The organism is Acrocarpospora corrugata, from assembly GCF_009687845.1.
GTDB classification, from domain to species: Bacteria; Actinomycetota; Actinomycetes; order Streptosporangiales; family Streptosporangiaceae; genus Acrocarpospora; species Acrocarpospora corrugata.
On record NZ_BLAD01000035.1, the window covers coordinates 1 to 16,366 of the forward strand.

The following is a 16,366-nucleotide window of genomic DNA, read 5'->3' on the forward strand; positions in this document are numbered from 1 at the left end:
CGACACCGGGTCGCCGAGGTTCTGGAGCCGGACGGAGGCGCCGAAGCCGTTGCCGCCCTCCCAGGTCTTCGTGTACGTGACCTGACAGGCCACGGCGGCGTTCGCCGGGGTCGAGGGGATGGTGGCAAGGGCGAAAGCAGTGGCGATCGCGGTCGCCACCGCCATCAAACGCCCTCGCCAGGATCTTAATCTCAAACTGATCATCTCCCAGCCATATGGGGTCCACGCCGTCCCGATGTGCGGGCAAACGGCTACAAGCGCGCCCAACCCCCTCATTGGGAGCGCTCCCAATGTCCGTTGGTTTCGGATGGGCGTACAGGGTGTTTCGCCAACATGACGGGGTGGCCCCCCTGTGACGTGCGCCGCTGCGCCGGAGGCGGTGAAACGTTCACAGGGTCTTGTGTGACAGGGAGTCCCGGCGTTATTCTCAATACGAGAAACACTCGACTTGAGAAAGACGGGCGGGATGAACGAATCGGAGTTCCTCGCGGGATACGACCCGCGGGCCTTCCAGCCGATGGCGGTCACGGCCGATGTCGTGGCGCTGACCATCCGGGACGGGCGGCTGCACGTGCTCCTGGTCCGGCGCGGCGAACCGCCGTACCGGGGCGCGTGGGCGCTGCCCGGCGGGTTCGTCAGGGATGACGACCTGCAGGAGGCCGCGGCGCGCGAGCTCGCCGAGGAGACCAATCTGTTCCCGCACGATCTGGACCGGGTCCACCTGGAGCAGCTCGGAACCTACGGCAAGCCGGGACGCGATCCGCGGATGCGCGTGGTCACGGTCGCGTACCTGGCCTTCGCCCCCTGGCTGCCCGATCCGAAGGCCGGATCGGACGCGGACGCCGCGCTCTGGACTCCCCTGACTGCCACTCGGGAGCTGGCCTTCGACCACGCGAAGATCCTCGACGACGGCCTGGAGCGGGCCCGCTCGAAGCTGGAGTACACCCCGCTGGCGACCTCGTTCGTCGGCGAGGAGTTCACCATCTCCGAACTGCGCGCGGTCTACGAGGTCGTCTGGGGGGAGCCGCTGCACGCAGGCAACTTCCACCGGAAGGTGCTGTCGGTCCCCGGGTTCGTGGAGAGCACCGGGATGACCACCGAGCGCGGGGGTCCGCGAGGGGGGCCCCGCGCCCGGCTCTACCGCAAGGGCGACGCCAAGCGGCTCCACCCCGCTCTGCTGCGGCCGTCGCGCGAAGACGAAATACGCAACTGAAGCCACCGGAACAGGAGAAACGTCATGGGGAGCGGACGCTGGTCCATCGACTCCTACGATGCCGCGCAGCGGTATCGGGAGGAGAAGGGTCAGAGCGCCTTCGGGCACACCGAGGCGATGCAACGGCTCAGCCGCCATCAGTGGCGGGTCCACCAGGCCCTCGATCCGATCGGGCTCGGCGTCCGCGAATCCCGTGACTCGGCCGAGCATCCGGAGTCCGTGGCCATCGCGGTGCTCTTCGACGTGACCGGCTCCATGCAGCTGGTCCCGCGGGAGCTCCAGGCCCGGCTGCCCCGGCTGCTCGGCACCATCCACCGGCACCTGCCGGACGCGCAGATCCTGTTCGGCGCGATCGGCGACGCCACCTGCGACCGGGCGCCGCTGCAGATCGGCCAGTTCGAGTCGGACAACCGGATGGACGAGGACCTGCGGCGCATCCTGCTGGAAGGCGGGGGCGGGGGCAGCATGGCCGAGTCGTACGAGCTGGCCTTCTACTTCCTGGCCAGGCACACCCAGCTGGACTGCTTCACCAAGCGCGGGGTCCGCGGCATCGCCTTCGTGATCGGCGACGAGACCGCCTACCCGGTGGTCAAGGGCCACGAGGTGGCCGGCCTGTTCGGCGAGGGGCTGCCGAACGACATCCGGCTGGAGGCCATCCTCAGCCAGGCCAAGATGTCGTGGGACGTCAACTTCATCATCCCCGGCGGCACCTCGCACGGGCGGGACCAGTTCGTCACGGGTTTCTGGCACAACCTGCTGGCCGACCGGGTGATCGAGATCGACGACCTCTCGCAGATCTGCGAGACGATCGCCCTCACCGTGGTCGACCGCGTCATGTCCCAGCGGGCACGGTAACGGGGGAGAGATGGACGAGCACGTCATCATCGCCGACCTGGGGTACGGCGACAGCGGCAAGGGCACCATCGTGGACTGGCTCTGCTCCCGCAAGGACCAGCCGCACGCGGTGGTCCGCTACAACGGCGGCGCCCAGGCCGGGCACAACGTGGTCACCCCCGACGGGCGGCACCACACGTTCGCGCAGTTCGGCGCCGGGACGTTCTGGGGCGTCCCGACGTTCCTGTCGCGGTTCATGATGGTCGACCCGCTGGCGCTGATCGCCGAGCACCAGCACCTGCGCTGGCTCGGCACGGCCGACCCGTTCGAGCTGCTCACCGTCGCGCCGGACGCGCTCGTCACCACGCCGTACCACAGGGCGGCGAACCGGGCGCGGGAGCGGGCCAGGGGGCGGGACCGGCACGGTTCGTGCGGGATGGGAGTGGGCGAGACGGCCTCCTACGCGCTCTCCCATCCCGCCGCGGCGCCCCGGGTCGCCGACTGCGGCAGCCCGCGCTCGCTCCGGCTGCTGCTGCGGCGGCTGCGCGACTGGGTGCTCGACGAGGTCGGCGAGGTGCCGCTGCCGCCGGTGGACGACGTGGCGGACGCGTTCCGCTGGTTCGCGCACCGGGTGCGCACCGGCCGGCTGCCGTCGGGCGGGCCGCTGCTGTTCGAGGGCGCGCAGGGCGTGCTGCTGGACGAGCGGTACGGATTCCATCCGTACACGACCTGGTCCACGACCACGTTCGTGAACGCCTTCACGCTGCTGGACGAGGCCGGCGCGGGGGACGGCGACGCGCGGCGGCTCGGCGTGCTGCGCACCTACAGCACCCGGCACGGGGCCGGGCCGCTGGTCACCGAGGACCCGAAGCTGGCGCTGCCGGAGCGGCACAACGACACGGGGGAGTGGCAGGGCGCGTTCCGGGTCGGGCACCTGGACCTGGTGGCCGCCCGCTACGCCGTCCAGGTTTGCGGGGGCGTGGACGAGCTGGCGCTCACCCACCTCGACGTCGCCGATGAGCATCCGGAGCTGCGCGTCTGCCGCGCCTACGACGGGCAGGCCAGGCTCGCGCCCGGCGACTTCGGGCTGGCCGGGCGGCTGCTGGAGACCCGGCCGGTCCTGGAGGCGGTGCCGGGGCCGTGGCCGGCCTTCGTCGCCGACGAGCTGGGCGTGCCGGTCACGGTGACCTCCAGCGGGCCGACCTGGCTGGACAAGCGCGTCCGCCGCATTCCCCGGCTGAGCCGCAAGATGGCGCGGGCCGCCTAACCCGTCCGGGCCACCCGGAAGCCGAGGTCGTCGATCCGGAAGGCCGGGTGGCTCTTGCGGCGGCAGGCGGCGCGCAGCGCCCGGGGCAGGTCGTGCACGCCGCCGCCGCGGAACACCCGGTAGGGGCCGTAGACGGCGGGGTCGTAGACGTCCCAGCACCACTCCCAGACGTTGCCGATCATGTCGTGCAGGCCCCACGCGTTCGGCGTCCTGGTGGCGACGTCGTGCGGTTCGCCGCCGGAGTTGTCCCGGTGCCAGGCGATCTCGTCGAGTTCGCCGTAGCGGACGCCGGTGTGCCCGGCGCGGCAGGCGTACTCCCATTCGGCCTCGGTGGGGAGGCGGTAGCCGTCGGCCGTCCAGTCGCAGGCCACGTCCTCGCCGACGGTGTAGCAGGGCTGGAGGTCGCGCTGCCGGGAGAGCAGGTTGCAGAAGCGGATCGCGTCCAGCCAGGAGACGTCGGTCACCGGCGCGCGGGGCCCCGCCGGGCTCTCGGGGGCGTCGCCGGTGACGGCGCGGTAGAGCTCGCGGGTCACCGGATGCGGCGCCAGCCGGAAAGCCGCGATCTCGGCGCGCCAGTTCGTCCTGGTCCTTTCGTCCCGCAGGACGATCCAGCCGGCCGGGATCTCGATCAGGTTCATCCGGCGAAGGTCGTCTGCGATCGGGTGGCGGCGACCACGCGGCCGGCCACGATCACGTGGCTGGGCGGCGCGTGCTCGGCCAGCGCCGCCCGCACGGTGCGCCCGCGCAGGATGACGAGGTCGGCGTCGGCGCCCGGCTCGATCCGGGGCGCGGGCGCGCCCATGACCCTGGCCGCGGTGACGGTGATCATGTCGTAGAGCGCGTCCAGCCGGGCGTCGGTGCGGGCGTCCAGCAGGTGGGCGGCCAGGAAGGCGACCTCCAGCAGGTTGTGCCGCCCGAACGGGTAGTAGGCGTCCTCGATGTCGTCCTGCCCGAGCGCCACCGGGATCCCGGCCTCGGCCAGGGTGAAGACCGGCAGGTGCAGCGGGCCGGTGTGCGGGTCGCTGACGAAGCCCAGGCCCGCCACCCGGCACAGGCCGATCAGCCGGCGCAGGTAGGGCTCCGGGTAGAGCGCCATCGCGCGGGCGTGCTGGGCGCTGCCCCGGCCGGTCATGCCGTGTTCCAGGAGCGCGCTCGCCAGCATCTCGGTGGTCCGCAGCGAGGCGTCCCCGGCGTCGTCGACCAGCATGGCGACCCGGCGGCCGTACCGGTGGGCCAGCTCGACCATCCGGCGGATGTGCTCGCGGGCGTCGGCGTCGGTCCACTCGATCCACGGGATCCCGCCGACCACGTCGGCGCCGAGCCGGACCGCCTCCCCGACCAGCTCCGCCGTGCCGTGCGCGCGCACCACCCCGTCCTGCGGGAACGCCACCACCTGGACGTCGACCCGGTCCCGGAACTCGGCCTTCAGCGCGAGCAGGGCTCGCACGCCGGTCAGCCCGGCCGCCGGGTCCACGTCGGCGAAGGCCTGCACGCGGCGGACGCCGTGCCGGACCGACTCGGTGAGCGCCGCCCTGGCCCTGGCGGTGACCGCTTCCACCGACTGGTCCGCCTTGACCGCCGCGGCCTGCTCGATCGCGCCCATCGCCGCGCCCATGGTGCCGCCGGTGTACGCCTCCAGCGCCGCCGGGCCGGACAAGTCCAGGGTGTGCACCTTGCACAGGTGCAGGTGCCCGTCGGCGAACGGCTCGGTGACCAGGTTGCCCTCCGCGTCGACGACGGTCGCCGCCGCCGGCGCGTCCCGGTCCTCCGGCTGTACGGCCGTCAGCTTGCCCGCCTCGGCGGCGATCATCCAGCGGCCGGGGCGCCCGCGCAGGGCGGCGTCGCGTATGAGCAGATCCACGGTTCCAACGTTACCGGACTTGAAACATTCAATAAGCCACCGGAATTCCTATTGAACGATTCACGCCAATTCCCTTCAGGGAATTCCCGGCCTAATTGAAATATACATTTCAACTAACATTGATATAGAGGTGTCCGCCCAGTTCAACGGCAGTAGCAGAGGGCGGAAAAGTTTTCCCGTGGCAGCCCGGGATCAATGCCAACTTAGGGTTCTCGCGGGCATTGACAGCGATTGACACGGAGGCCGAAGATGCCACCTCGAGTTCCCCACGCGACCGCGTGGACGGTGTTCGACCCGGCGTACCAGCCCGGGACCTCTGAGCAACGCGCGGGCGACCTCCGCGCGTTGCTCAACCCCCGATCGGTCCTCGCGATCCTGCGCGACTTCTACTCCCGCCGGATGGCCTGGGCCGCCCTGCTCATCTCGGCGCTGCTGCTCGCCTACGGCGGCGGCGCGGTGATGTTCTGGTACCACGCCATCTACCTCGGCGAGGGCGGCCCCGCGATCAGCCACTGGCTGCACTGGCTGCTCGACTCCTCGGCCGGCTTCGTCGGGCTCATCCCCGCCATCGCCGTCATCCTGCCGCTGGCCGGCTGGGTGGCGGCCCGCGTCCAGGACGACCAGCTGCGCAAGACGCTCTACGTGGTGACGGGCGGCGTCGCGTTCGCCCTGGTCACCGCCCCGGGCCCGTTCCTGCACGACGCCCTGGTGGGCCGGGGCACCTGGGTGGCCTCCCAGGTCACCTCCTGGTGGGGGGACGGCCGCGCGCCGCTGCCTCCGGCGGAACAGGTCGGCGTCGTGGCGGAGGTGGCCCGGCAGGTGGCGCTGGGGGTGCCGCTCTACATCGTGACCATGGCGGTGGCGCTGGTCGCCGTACGGGCCGTCGTTCAGCTGTGGAGGGCCGCCTGACCTGCGTGAATGACGTCAGCATTTAGGAAGATGCGACCCCGCCGGGCCCCCCGGAGACTGACAGTCCGGGCGTTTTAGGCGCATTTCTCGACGTGGTGGGACTGGAGCGGCAATGGCGGGGTCGTTGAAGTGCAGTGTGGTCATTCCTACTTACAACCGGGTGGAACTACTTCGGCACACGCTGGAGTCGATGGTCGGGCAGAGCCTGCCCGCCGACCAGTTCGAAGTCCTGGTGGTGGACGACGGCTCCTCGGACTCGACCGGTGAAATGGTGGAGACCTTCCGGAGCCGGCTCAACCTCCGGTACTTCTACCAGGAGGACGAGGGCTACCGGGCGGCGAAAGCCCGCAACGTGGGGATAGCGGCGGCCGACGGCGACATCACCGTGCTGATCGACTCGGGGGTGCTCGCCCACTCGGGGTGCCTGCGGGCCTACCTGGACAGCCATGAGAAGGCCGACGGCCCTGTCGCGGTCGTGGGGTACGTGTACTGCTTCAACCTCGACAACGAGGACGCGGCCCAGATCAACCAGGCCATCGACTTCAAGGACCCGGACGGGACCATCGCCACCCTGGAGGAGAAGGGCACCTGGCTGGACGTCCGGGAGATCTTCTACGGGATGTACGGCGACGACTTCGGCTACCTTCCCGCGCCGTGGCTGAACTACTGGACCTGCAACGTGTCGGTCGAGACCGACCAGCTGCGCAAGGTCGGCATGTTCGACGAGGCGTTCACGCGCTGGGGCGGCGAGGACGTCGACCTCGGCTACCGGCTGCACCGCGACGGCGCCCACTTCATCCTGAACCGGAAGGCCGCCGCGATCCACTGCCCGCACGAGAAGAGCTTCGACGGCAACAACGAGCAGGCCGCGAGCAACTACGCGTACATGGCGGCCAAGTACCGGACGCCCATCGTCGACCTGCTGCCGCGGATCGGTGAGCTCAACTACTGGGAACTCAACAACATCATTCGCGAGTGGAATCTGCCGATGTGCGCGGACTACCTCGCCGCGAGTGGTCGGGGGGCCTGATGTCCGGCAATGTGTCCGCGAATCCGTACGCGATGTCGGCCGGCGAACTGGCGGCCTCCCGCTGGCGGATCGCCAAGCTGGTGCCCAAGGCGGGGACGGGGCTGGTCACGCTGCTGGTGGCCGTCAACCTGGTGCTCGGCCTGCTGCCCGTGGTGTTCGTGATCGCCACCAGCGTGGTGCTGGGGCGGGTGCCCGAGGCCGTGCGGGGCGGCCTGGACTCGGCCGCGTGGGACTCGCTGGTCGCGGTGTTCGTGGTGGCCGCGGTGGCGTTCGTGGCGCAGCAGATCATCGCGCCGCTGCAGGCGTCGCTGGGGGAGCTGACCGCGCGCAGGATCGACGGCCAGATGGTCGAGCGGCTGATGGCGGCGTCGCTGCGGACGCCGGGGATCGGGCCGCTGGAGGATCAGGGCGCGCTCGAGGACCTGCGGGTGGCCGCGCGGGAGCTGGAGTTCGGGGTGCAGAGCCCGGGGCAGGCCTGCGCGGGACTGGTCGCGCTGATCGGGCGCTACACGCAGCTGGCCGGGTACGCGGTCGTGGTCGGGGTGGCGTTCTCCTGGCTCGCCGCCGCCGGGCTGGTCGTCGCGGTCCTGCTGTTCCGGTACGGCCAGCGCGGCGGCCTGCGCAAATACGCCCGAGTGCGGTTCGCCCTCACCTCGGCCGAGCGTAAGGGCGACTACCTGCGCACGCTGGCCATCCAGCCGCTGGCGGGCAAGGAGATCCGGGTGTTCGGCCTGGCCGGCTGGATGCGGGACACGCTGCGGACCGCGTACTTCGCCTGGCTGCGGCCGATGTGGGCGGAGCGGCGGCGGGTCTACCTGTGGCCGTTCGTCTGGTTCGGGGCGTGGGCGCTGGCGGCCACGGCCGCGGTCTTCGGCCTGGTCGGGTTCACCGACACGCTCACGCTGACCACGTTCATCCTGGTCATGCAGGCGTCGCTCGGGTCGCTGCGGCTGGCGGAGTACTACCCGGAGTCGGACCTGCAGACCGCCATCGGCATGGAGGCGTACGACGCGGTCCAGCGGTTCGCCGACCGCATCGACGAGGTCGAGGAGGAGCCGGCGACCGGCACCGTGCCCGAGCCGGTGCACACCATTCAGTTCGACCAGGTCACCTTCCGGTATCCGGGGCAGCGGCGCGCGGTCTTCGAGGACCTGGACCTGACCATCCCGGTCGGCCGGTGCACCGCGATCGTCGGGTTGAACGGCGCGGGCAAGACCACCCTGGTCAAGCTGCTGGCCCGGCTGTACGAGCCCACCTCGGGCGCGGTCCGGCTGGACGGCGTGGACATCTCGACCTACCCGATCGAGGCCTGGCGCGCCAAGCTTGGCGTGATATTTCAGGAATTCGCCAGGTATGAGGCGTCGGCGGCCGTCAACATCGGGTTCGGCGCGGTGGCGTACATGGATGATCGGGCCGGAATCCGGGCCGCCGCAGAAGGGGTGGGCCTGACCGCCACGCTGGAACGGCTGCCGCTCGGCCTCGACACGCCGCTGGCCAGGCACCTGACCGACGGCGCGGACCTGTCCGGCGGGCAGTGGCAGCGGGTCGCGCTCGCGCGGGCGCTGTTCGCCCTCCGCCACGGCTCCTCGATCGTGGTCCTGGACGAGCCCACGGCCAGCCTCGACGTCCGCGCCGAGGCCCGGTTCTTCGACGACTTCGCCGGCCTCACGCAGGGCGCGACCACGCTGCTCATCTCGCACCGCTTCTCCACCGTGCGGCAGGCCGACTTCATCGTCGTCCTGGAACACGGCCGGATCATCGAGCAGGGCAGCCACGAGGAGCTGCTCGCGCTGGACGGCCGGTACGCCACCCTGTTCCACCTCCAGGCCGACCGTTTCACCGACGACACCGACATCGACGAGGAGGTGCCGGCGTGATAGACCTCTTCGCCGGCTCCTGGAAGATGATCAGCACCGCGTGGCGGATGGACCGGCGCAAGACCGCGATCTCGGTGGTGCTGATGGTGGCCGGCGCGGCGGCGGCCCCCGGGCTCGCCGCGGGCCTGGCCTGGATGACCAACGCGATCGTGGCCCACGACCCGGGCCAGGCGGCCCTGGCGGGCGTCGTCGTCGCGGCGCTCGCCGTGATGGTGCTGACCTTCGGCCACTTCGCCCACCTGGCCTACTTCGAGCTCTCCGAGCTGGCCGAGCTCGACTTCGACGAGCAGCTCATCGCGCTCTCCAACGGCTCGGTGGGCATCGAGCACCACGAGCGGGCCGAGCACGCCGACGCGCTGACCGTGCTGCAGCAGGAGAGCCGCCAGTTCCGGGTCGGCCTGGAGGCGCTGCTCAACGGCATCGGTCTCGGCCTGGCGGTGACCTTCACCGGCGTGCTGCTGGCCCTGGTCAACCCGTGGCTGCTGCTGCTGCCGCTGGCCGCGATCCCGCCGCTGCTCACCGGCCGGCTGGCGGAACGGATCAGGGACACCGCGCGGACCGCCACCGCCGAGTCCACCCGGGTGGCGCTGAACCTGTTCCACCTGTCCACCTCCGCCAGGCTCGCCGGTGAGCTGCGCGTCTTCGGCCTGGCCAAGGAGCTGCGCGGGCGGCACACCCGGCTGTGGGCGGACTCCACCCGCGGCCTGTGGCGGGCGCACCTGGCCGCCACCTGGATCCGCGCCGCCGGGCAGGTGATCTTCGCGCTGGCCTACGTCGGCGCGGTCCTGCTGGTGGTCCGGGACGCGATCGCCGGGCGGCGCGGCGTCGGCGAGGTGGTGCTGGTCATCGCCCTCGCGGCGCAGGTGAACCAGCAGGTCACGACCGCCGTCACGCTGCTTCAGGATCTGCAGCGCATGTCCAGCGCGTACCGGCGGCTGGCCGGGATCCGCGAGGTGGTGACCGTCTCCTCGCCCGGCGTCGAAAGCCCGCCCGACCGGCTCACGGACGGAATCCGGCTGGACGACGTCGGGTTCACCTACCCGGGCACCGACGCCAAGGTGCTCAGCGACGTCAACCTGCACATCCCGGCCGGATCCACGGCCGCCATCGTGGGCGAGAACGGCGCCGGCAAGACCACACTGGTCAAGCTGCTGTGCGGGTTCTACCAGCCGACCCGCGGCCAGGTGCTCATCGACGGCGTGGACATGCGGCGCTTCCCGATCGAAGCCTGGCGGGAGCGCATCGCCGCCGGTTTCCAGGACTTCGTCCGGTACGAGTTCCTGGCCGGCGAGACGGTCGGCCTCGGCGACCTGCCCAACCTGGGCGACGAGACCGCGATCAGGGATGCGCTGGATCGGGCCCAGGGCTCCGACGTGCTCGACCAGCTGGACGACGGCCTGCAGACCCAGCTGGGCAAGTCCTTCACCGAGGGAGCCGAACTGTCCGGCGGCCAGTGGCAGAAGCTGGCGCTGGGCCGGGCGCTGATGCGCTCCTCGCCGCTGCTGCTGGTGCTGGACGAACCCACCTCCGCGCTCGACCCGCAGGCCGAGCACGCCCTCTTCGAACGTTACGCCGAGCAGGCCAGGCGGGTCGGCGAGGCGACCGGCGCGATCACGCTGTTCGTGTCGCACCGTTTCTCCACCGTCCGGATGGCCGATCTGATCATCGTGGTGCAGGACGGCCGGGTCGCCGAGGTCGGCGACCACAGCACGCTCGCCGCCGGCGGCGGCCTCTATTCGGAGCTCTTCGCGCTTCAGGCGAAAGCGTACAGCTGACACGTCTTTAGGGAGAACTCATGAAGATTTCCGTCATCATTCCCACCTACAATCGCGCGGAAATGCTGCGCGATACTCTTCATCACCTCGCCCGGCAGGACATTCCCGTCGACGATTTCGAGGTAATCGTCTCCGACGACGGTTCCACCGATCACACCAAGGCCGTGGTCGACTCCTTCGCCGGGCAGCTGAACATGAAATACCACTGGATGGAGTATCTGGGGTTCCGGGCCGGGCACGCCCGCAACGCGGGGGCTGGCATGGCGACCGCGCCGCTGCTGGTCTTCCTCGACACCGGCGGCATGGTCGGCCCCGACTTCCTCCGCGCCCACCTGGCCGAGCACGCCCGTCCCGGCGGCCCGCGGGCCATCGTCGGGTACGCCTACGGCTACAACCCCGACTACGGCCACGTCGAGGTGGACGCCATCGCCGAGGCGATGTCCCGGATGCCGCCCGAGCAGGTGGTCGAGCATTTCACCGGCAAGTCGTGGTTCCTGGACGTCAGGCATGGACTGTACGAGAAATACGGTTTCGACCTGAGCCGCATGGCCATCCCGTGGCTGCTCTTCTTCACCATCAACGTCTCCGTCCCGGCCAAGGAGTTCCACCAGGCCGGCGGTTTCGACGAGGGCTTCGACCGCTGGGGCTGCGAGGACATGCATCTCGGCTTCCGGCTGTTCAGGAACGGCGTGCCGCTGGAGCTGTCCAGGACGGCCTGGGCGCTGGAGTATCCGCACGAGCGGAACCGGGCCAACGACATGCAGGACGTCGCGATCAACCTGCGCTACTTCCTGGCGGGCTGGGAGGAGCCCCAGGTCGAGGTGCTCGCCCTGCTCATCCCACGGCTGCTCTTCGGGACCATCGACGACGAGTGCCGGGCCGTGCTCGACTGGGCGGCGAGCGTCCGCGACCTGGACGTGTCCGCCGAGATCGACGCGGCCGTGAAGGAGATCGCGCCGTCTGGCCGGATCGTCGTCTTCGGCTCGGGCGGCCGGGTGCCGCCGTCACTGCCTTCGGCCACCCTGTTCGACTTCGACCGCGAACTGCTCCAGCGGGCGACCGCGGGCGGCGGCCACACCGGGCACCACCGGATGGGCCTGCTCACCGGTCTCGACGACCAGTCCGTGGACACGGTCGTCATCACCTCCCGGATGGCCGGGCTCTGGGGTCGCTGGAGCGAGGACCTGCTGGCCGAGGCGGGACGGGTGGGGCGCAAGATTCACGTCACCTTCAGTGCGCATTCTTAGAGATGCGCGGTCTCTCCTCGTATTCGAGGATCAAGACATCGGTAATCAAGGAGGGACCGTGGAGATGAAGAAATTATGAGACGCCTCACATTGTTCGCGATAATCGCGGCGCTGGTGGCCCTGTTCACCTCCGCCGCCGGCCCGGCGAACGCGGGCGGCGACCTCAAGCACGGCAAGGTGACCGTGGACGGCGGCAGCATCCACTACGTCAAGGCCGGGAACGGTCCGCCGCTGGTGCTGCTGCACGGCTGGCTCGGCACCTGGTACACCTGGAACAAGGTCATCCCCGAGCTGGCCCGCGACCATACGGTGATCGCGATCGACCTGCCCGGCCTGGGCGACTCCAGCGTCTACGCCAACGGCTACGACAAGGCCACCACCGCCCGCCGGGTCCGCGACGCGGTCCGCAAGATCGGCTTCCGCGGTCAGGTCGAACTCCTCGCCCACGACGTCGGCGGCCAGGTCGCCTATCCGTACGCGCGCGACTTCCCCACCGAGGTCTCCCGGCTGATGGTGATCGAGTCCGTGCTCCCCGGCTTCGGCCAGGAGGACTTCTACGCCTGGAGCTGGCACTTCCTGTTCAACATGTCCCCACTCGCCGAGGCGGTCATTGACCGGGACGACGTCAAGCCGGTCCTCGACTACTTCTACGACGGCGCCCGCCACCCGGAGAACATCCCCAGGCAGGAGTACTACAAGGCGTACGGCGAGCCGGGCGACCGGCACGCCGGCTACGAGTACTACCGTTCGCTGGCCGCCGACTCCGCCGACAACCAGGCCAACGCCACCGCCAAGCAACTGCACATCCCGGTCCTCGCGGCCGGCGGCGAGTTCTCGCTGGGCGGCATGATCGCGGCCTCCTTCGGCCACGTCGCCGACGACGTCCGCGAGGTCGTCGTCCCCGACGCCGGCCACTTCGTCCCGGAGGAGACCCCCCGGTACACGATCGACTGCGCGAAGCTCTTCTTCGCCAACACCCCACAACCGGCCCCACCGGCGAGCCTCGCGGGCTGCGCGGCGTAGCCGAATCCATATTGTCGCCGTCGCTCGCATATGAGCGGCGGCGACGCCATTCCCGTAGATCGCCCGGACTGTCACGATAGGGGAGTGAGGGGCTGGCCGTTGTGGCTGCGCGTGGGGGCGACGCTGGTTATCGCGGTGGTGCTGGTCGGCGTGCTCACCCCGCCCTGGTCACCCGGGACCATCGACTGGATCCAGATCGTCGGCCTGATCGTCGCCGTGGCCACCCTGCTCGGCCAGGTGGTCTTCGACTGGCGGGGCCGCCAGCCGGGCAGCATGAGCACCCCGGACCAGATCGCGGGGGCCGAGCAGGCGCTGCGCGAGTTCGTCCGGGCCCAGTGGCGGGAGGAGATCCAGATCCGGGAGCTGGACGATCCGGCCCCGCTGCCGGTGCGCTGGCGGATGACCGGCCTGCCCGGCGTGATGGACCGGGCCGAGAAGATCGACCGCCCGAGGTTCCCGCTCAACTGGCTCGGCATCGGCCGCCCCCGCTTCGACGGTCGGGCGGATCGTATGCCGGAGATGGCGGAACGTTTCCGCCAGCTCACCCGGCGCCGGCTGGTCATCATCGGCGCGCCCGGGATGGGCAAGACCACGCTGGCGGTGCTGCTGCTCAAGGAGCTCCTGGACGACCCGCGGCCCGGCGACCCGGTGCCCGTGCTGCTGTCCATGTCCGGCTGGGACCCGCGCGGCGAGTCGGTGCACCAGTGGCTGGCCCGGCGGCTCCGGGAGAACTATCCGGCGCTGCGGGCCGCCGACTTCGGGCCGGACGCCGCGCTCGGCCTGGTCCGGCAGCTGCGGGTGCTGCCGGTGCTGGACGGTCTCGACGAGCTGCCCGACGAGGTGCGCCCCCAGGTGCTGGCCGCGCTGAACGCGGTCGACGCGCTCATCCTGACCTGCCGTACCCCCGAGTTCCGGGCCGCCGTCGAAGGGCGCGGCGGGGGGCCGCTGGCGGGCGGCGCGGTGATCGAGCCCAGGCCGGTGAAGAGCGCCGACGTGGTCGCCTACATCGAGGGGCGGCTGCCGGCCGGGCAGCGTACGGTCTGGGCGGGGGTGCTGGCGGCGGTACGGCGGGAGCCGGACGGCCCGATCGCCGAGGCGCTGTCCACGCCGCTCGCGCTCTGGCTGCTGCGCAAGGTCTACATCGACACCAGGACCGACCCGGGCGGGCTGTGCGACCGCGAGTACTTCCCGACCTCGACCTCCATCACCGAGCACCTGCTGGACAACCTGGTGCACGCCGCGTTCGCCACCGTGCTGCCGGAGGACGAGCAGGCGGTGGTCCGGGGCGGGCACCCGTTCCGGCCGCGCCGCGGCTGGGATCCCGACGACGCCAAACGCTGGCTGTCCTTCCTGGCCCGGCACATGACCCAGGACAACCGCGACTTCCGCTGGTGGGAGCTGCACCGGGCGCTGTCCCGCAACTGGGTGACACTGGTCGGCGGGATCACCGTCGGGCTCACGGTCGGGCTGACCGTGGCGGTGTTCAGCGGGCTCATGACCCTGCTGCTGTATCCCAAGAGCATGCCGGGCCCGCTGCTGTTCTGCCTGGTCGGCGGGGTCGTCGGCGGCCTGGTCGGCGGCCTCACCGGCGGCCTCGCGCTGCTCAACAGGTCCGCGCTCGAACCCGCCTACGCCGACCTGCGGCTGCGCGGCCCGGTCCGGCAGTTCGCCGGGAACCTGACCTTCGGCCTGGCCGTGGTGTTCCTGGTGGGCATGGTGGCCGCGCTCGGGTTCTGGCTGGTGGCCGGGGCGGGCCAGCTCAGCGACGGCCTCTGGTTCGGGCTGGCGGTGGTGTTCACCGGCGGCCTGATCGTCGGCCTGAACCGCTGGGTGACCACCCCGCTGACCAGCGCGGGCCCGCAGACCCCCGCCGTCACCCTGCGCCGCGACCTGGAGCTGGTCTACGGCCGCTCGCTGATCGGCGGCCTCACCCTCGGCCTCACCTTCGGCCTGACGGCCGCGCTGCTGCCCGGCCTGTCCGGGGCCGGCCCCGGCGTGGTGGCCGGGGTGCTGTTCGGCCTGGGCGGCGGCCTGGTGTTCACCTTCACCTTCGGGCTGAAGGGCGCCAGCTCCAGTTACCTGGTCGCGCTGATCGTGCTGAGCCTGCGGCGGCGGGTGCCGCGCCGGCTGATGGGGCTGCTGGAGGACGCCCACCGGGTCGGGCTGCTCCGCCAGGCGGGCCCGGTCTACCAGTTCAGGCACGCCCAACTGCAGGACAGATTGGCCCAGTCCGCCCAGTAGCGCACATTCGGAGATGTCTCCCGCACATCCGGAGAAGCGCCGGCCCCCGCCACCTGGGCATCGTGTGAGGGTACGCGACCCCGAGGAGGGACCATGCCGACCACGATCGGCTCGCTGCGCCGGCTGCTGCTCACCCCGTCGTTACGGGAGGTGAGCTTTTCCGCCCGCGGCTTCCCGGCCGCGCCGCCGGGAACCACCCGGCACCTGGAGGCGATCCCGCAGGCCGTCATCTGCGGTTTCGAATGGGGCATCGACGCCCGCGACCAGTGGGAGGTGGAACGCCGCCTCGAACTGGTCGAACCCGAACAGCGCGGCTTCGCCTACGAGGGCGCCACCATGGCGTTCGCCGTGGTGGACGCGATGGGCGGCGGGCGCGGGCACCGCACCCGCGACCTGCTGCTCGGGCCTGGACATCCGCACATCTTCCTCACCTACATCGGCGTCGGCTTCGCCATGGCGCGGCTGCCCCGGCCGCTGTGGAAGAAGATCATGCCGGATCTCACCGGCTCGCCGTACTATCCGGCGATGACCTGGCTGGCCGTCGACGGGTACGGCTTCGACCGGGCCTACTTCGAGACCAGACGCTGGGTGGACGAGCAGCGCATCCCGGCCGCCTATCCGTGGGAGGGCCGGGCGGACTACTTCCCGCGCGCCGTCGACCAGGGCATCGGCCGGGCGCTCTGGTTCATCCACGGCGGGCAGGTCCCCGGCGTGGTCGGCGCGGTCCGCAAGTTCGCGGCCGGCCGGCAGGCGGACCTGTGGAGCGGCGTCGGGCTGGCGGCCACCTTCGCGGGCGGCTCCGACCCGGCCGCGCTGGCCGCGCTGCGCCGCGAGTCGGGGGAGCACTGGGCCCAGCTGGCGCAGGGCGCGGTGTTCGCCGCCAAGGCCAGGCACCACGGCGGGCACGTGCCCGAGCACAGCGCGGCCGGAGTGTCGATCCTGGCCGACGTGTCGGTCGAGGGGGCGGTCGCGGTGGCCGACGACTCGGCCGTCGACGCCGCCGCGAAGGCCGACGTCCCGGCCTACGAGTTGTGGCGTAATAACGTCAGAAGCAAGCTTAATTCGCGTGAGCAAGTTTGAAGTAGACGT

At 70.9% G+C, this 16,366-nt stretch carries 13 protein-coding genes; 11 read left to right on the forward strand and 2 right to left on the reverse strand.

The window, feature by feature from the left end; translation table 11 throughout:
* Positions 1–466 precede the first annotated feature (466 nt).
* Genes Acor_RS00205 through Acor_RS00215 form a run of 3 tightly spaced genes read left to right on the forward strand, consistent with a single transcriptional unit; the run spans position 467 to position 3,314 of the window.
* Positions 467–1,213 (forward strand): NUDIX hydrolase, encoded by a 747-nt coding sequence (locus tag Acor_RS00205; RefSeq protein ID WP_155334422.1) that lies wholly within the window; start codon positions 467–469, stop codon positions 1,211–1,213.
* Positions 1,214–1,237: 24 nt separating this feature from the next.
* The gene (locus Acor_RS00210; RefSeq protein ID WP_155334423.1) at positions 1,238–2,068 is read left to right on the forward strand and encodes a hypothetical protein; all 831 of its coding nucleotides are present in this window, start codon (positions 1,238–1,240) and stop codon (positions 2,066–2,068) included.
* A gap of 10 nt (positions 2,069–2,078) precedes the next feature.
* On the forward strand, positions 2,079–3,314 hold the full coding sequence (locus Acor_RS00215; RefSeq protein WP_155334424.1) for an adenylosuccinate synthetase: 1,236 nt from the start codon (positions 2,079–2,081) through the stop codon (positions 3,312–3,314).
* Here the strand turns inward: Acor_RS00215 and Acor_RS00220 are convergent.
* A complete protein-coding gene (locus Acor_RS00220) occupies positions 3,311–3,952 on the reverse strand; it encodes a formylglycine-generating enzyme family protein (RefSeq protein WP_155334425.1) in 642 nt (213 codons plus the stop codon). The two genes, Acor_RS00215 and Acor_RS00220, sit on opposite strands and share 4 nt — an antisense overlap.
* Positions 3,949–5,175, reverse strand: coding sequence for an amidohydrolase family protein (locus Acor_RS00225; RefSeq protein ID WP_218034040.1), 1,227 nt, complete (start codon positions 5,173–5,175; stop codon positions 3,949–3,951). Before Acor_RS00225 ends, Acor_RS00220 begins: the two co-directional genes overlap by 4 nt.
* Before the next feature lie 249 nt (positions 5,176–5,424).
* Between Acor_RS00225 and Acor_RS00230 the strand changes: the two genes are divergently transcribed.
* The 8 genes from Acor_RS00230 (at position 5,425) to Acor_RS00265 (ending at position 16,357) form a co-directional block, all read left to right on the forward strand.
* On the forward strand, positions 5,425–6,084 hold the full coding sequence (locus tag Acor_RS00230) for a hypothetical protein (RefSeq protein ID WP_155334426.1): 660 nt from the start codon (positions 5,425–5,427) through the stop codon (positions 6,082–6,084).
* A 136-nt stretch (positions 6,085–6,220) separates the two neighbouring features.
* Complete coding sequence (locus Acor_RS00235) at positions 6,221–7,114, forward strand: glycosyltransferase (RefSeq protein WP_218034041.1); 894 nt, start codon at positions 6,221–6,223, stop codon at positions 7,112–7,114.
* Positions 7,114–8,991, forward strand: coding sequence for an ABC transporter ATP-binding protein (locus Acor_RS00240; RefSeq protein WP_218034042.1), 1,878 nt, complete (start codon positions 7,114–7,116; stop codon positions 8,989–8,991). The genes Acor_RS00235 and Acor_RS00240 overlap by 1 nt, the downstream gene beginning before the upstream one ends.
* Positions 8,988–10,766, forward strand: coding sequence for an ABC transporter ATP-binding protein (locus tag Acor_RS00245; RefSeq protein ID WP_155334428.1), 1,779 nt, complete (start codon positions 8,988–8,990; stop codon positions 10,764–10,766). The genes Acor_RS00240 and Acor_RS00245 overlap by 4 nt, the downstream gene beginning before the upstream one ends.
* 20 nt (positions 10,767–10,786) lie before the next feature.
* A complete protein-coding gene (locus Acor_RS00250) occupies positions 10,787–12,013 on the forward strand; it encodes a glycosyltransferase (protein WP_155334429.1) in 1,227 nt (408 codons plus the stop codon).
* 75 nt (positions 12,014–12,088) lie between these two features.
* Positions 12,089–13,036 (forward strand): alpha/beta fold hydrolase, encoded by a 948-nt coding sequence (locus tag Acor_RS00255; protein WP_155334430.1) that lies wholly within the window; start codon positions 12,089–12,091, stop codon positions 13,034–13,036.
* An 84-nt stretch (positions 13,037–13,120) separates the two neighbouring features.
* Positions 13,121–15,277, forward strand: coding sequence for an NACHT domain-containing protein (locus Acor_RS00260; protein ID WP_155334431.1), 2,157 nt, complete (start codon positions 13,121–13,123; stop codon positions 15,275–15,277).
* Positions 15,278–15,370: 93 nt separating this feature from the next.
* Entirely contained in the window at positions 15,371–16,357 is a 987-nt protein-coding gene (locus Acor_RS00265; RefSeq protein WP_155334432.1) for a DUF1702 family protein, read from the forward strand.
* Positions 16,358–16,366 lie beyond the last annotated feature (9 nt).

Coding starts and splice junctions, on each gene's coding strand:
- Acor_RS00205 (WP_155334422.1), top strand. CDS start 467: ATGAACGAATCGGAGTTCCTCGCGGGATACGACCCGCGGGCCTTCCAG.
- Acor_RS00210 (WP_155334423.1), top strand. CDS start 1,238: ATGGGGAGCGGACGCTGGTCCATCGACTCCTACGATGCCGCGCAGCGG.
- Acor_RS00215 (WP_155334424.1), top strand. CDS start 2,079: ATGGACGAGCACGTCATCATCGCCGACCTGGGGTACGGCGACAGCGGC.
- Acor_RS00220 (WP_155334425.1), bottom strand. CDS start 3,952: ATGAACCTGATCGAGATCCCGGCCGGCTGGATCGTCCTGCGGGACGAA.
- Acor_RS00230 (WP_155334426.1), top strand. CDS start 5,425: ATGCCACCTCGAGTTCCCCACGCGACCGCGTGGACGGTGTTCGACCCG.
- Acor_RS00240 (WP_218034042.1), top strand. CDS start 7,114: ATGTCCGGCAATGTGTCCGCGAATCCGTACGCGATGTCGGCCGGCGAA.
- Acor_RS00250 (WP_155334429.1), top strand. CDS start 10,787: ATGAAGATTTCCGTCATCATTCCCACCTACAATCGCGCGGAAATGCTG.
- Acor_RS00255 (WP_155334430.1), top strand. CDS start 12,089: ATGAGACGCCTCACATTGTTCGCGATAATCGCGGCGCTGGTGGCCCTG.
- Acor_RS00265 (WP_155334432.1), top strand. CDS start 15,371: ATGCCGACCACGATCGGCTCGCTGCGCCGGCTGCTGCTCACCCCGTCG.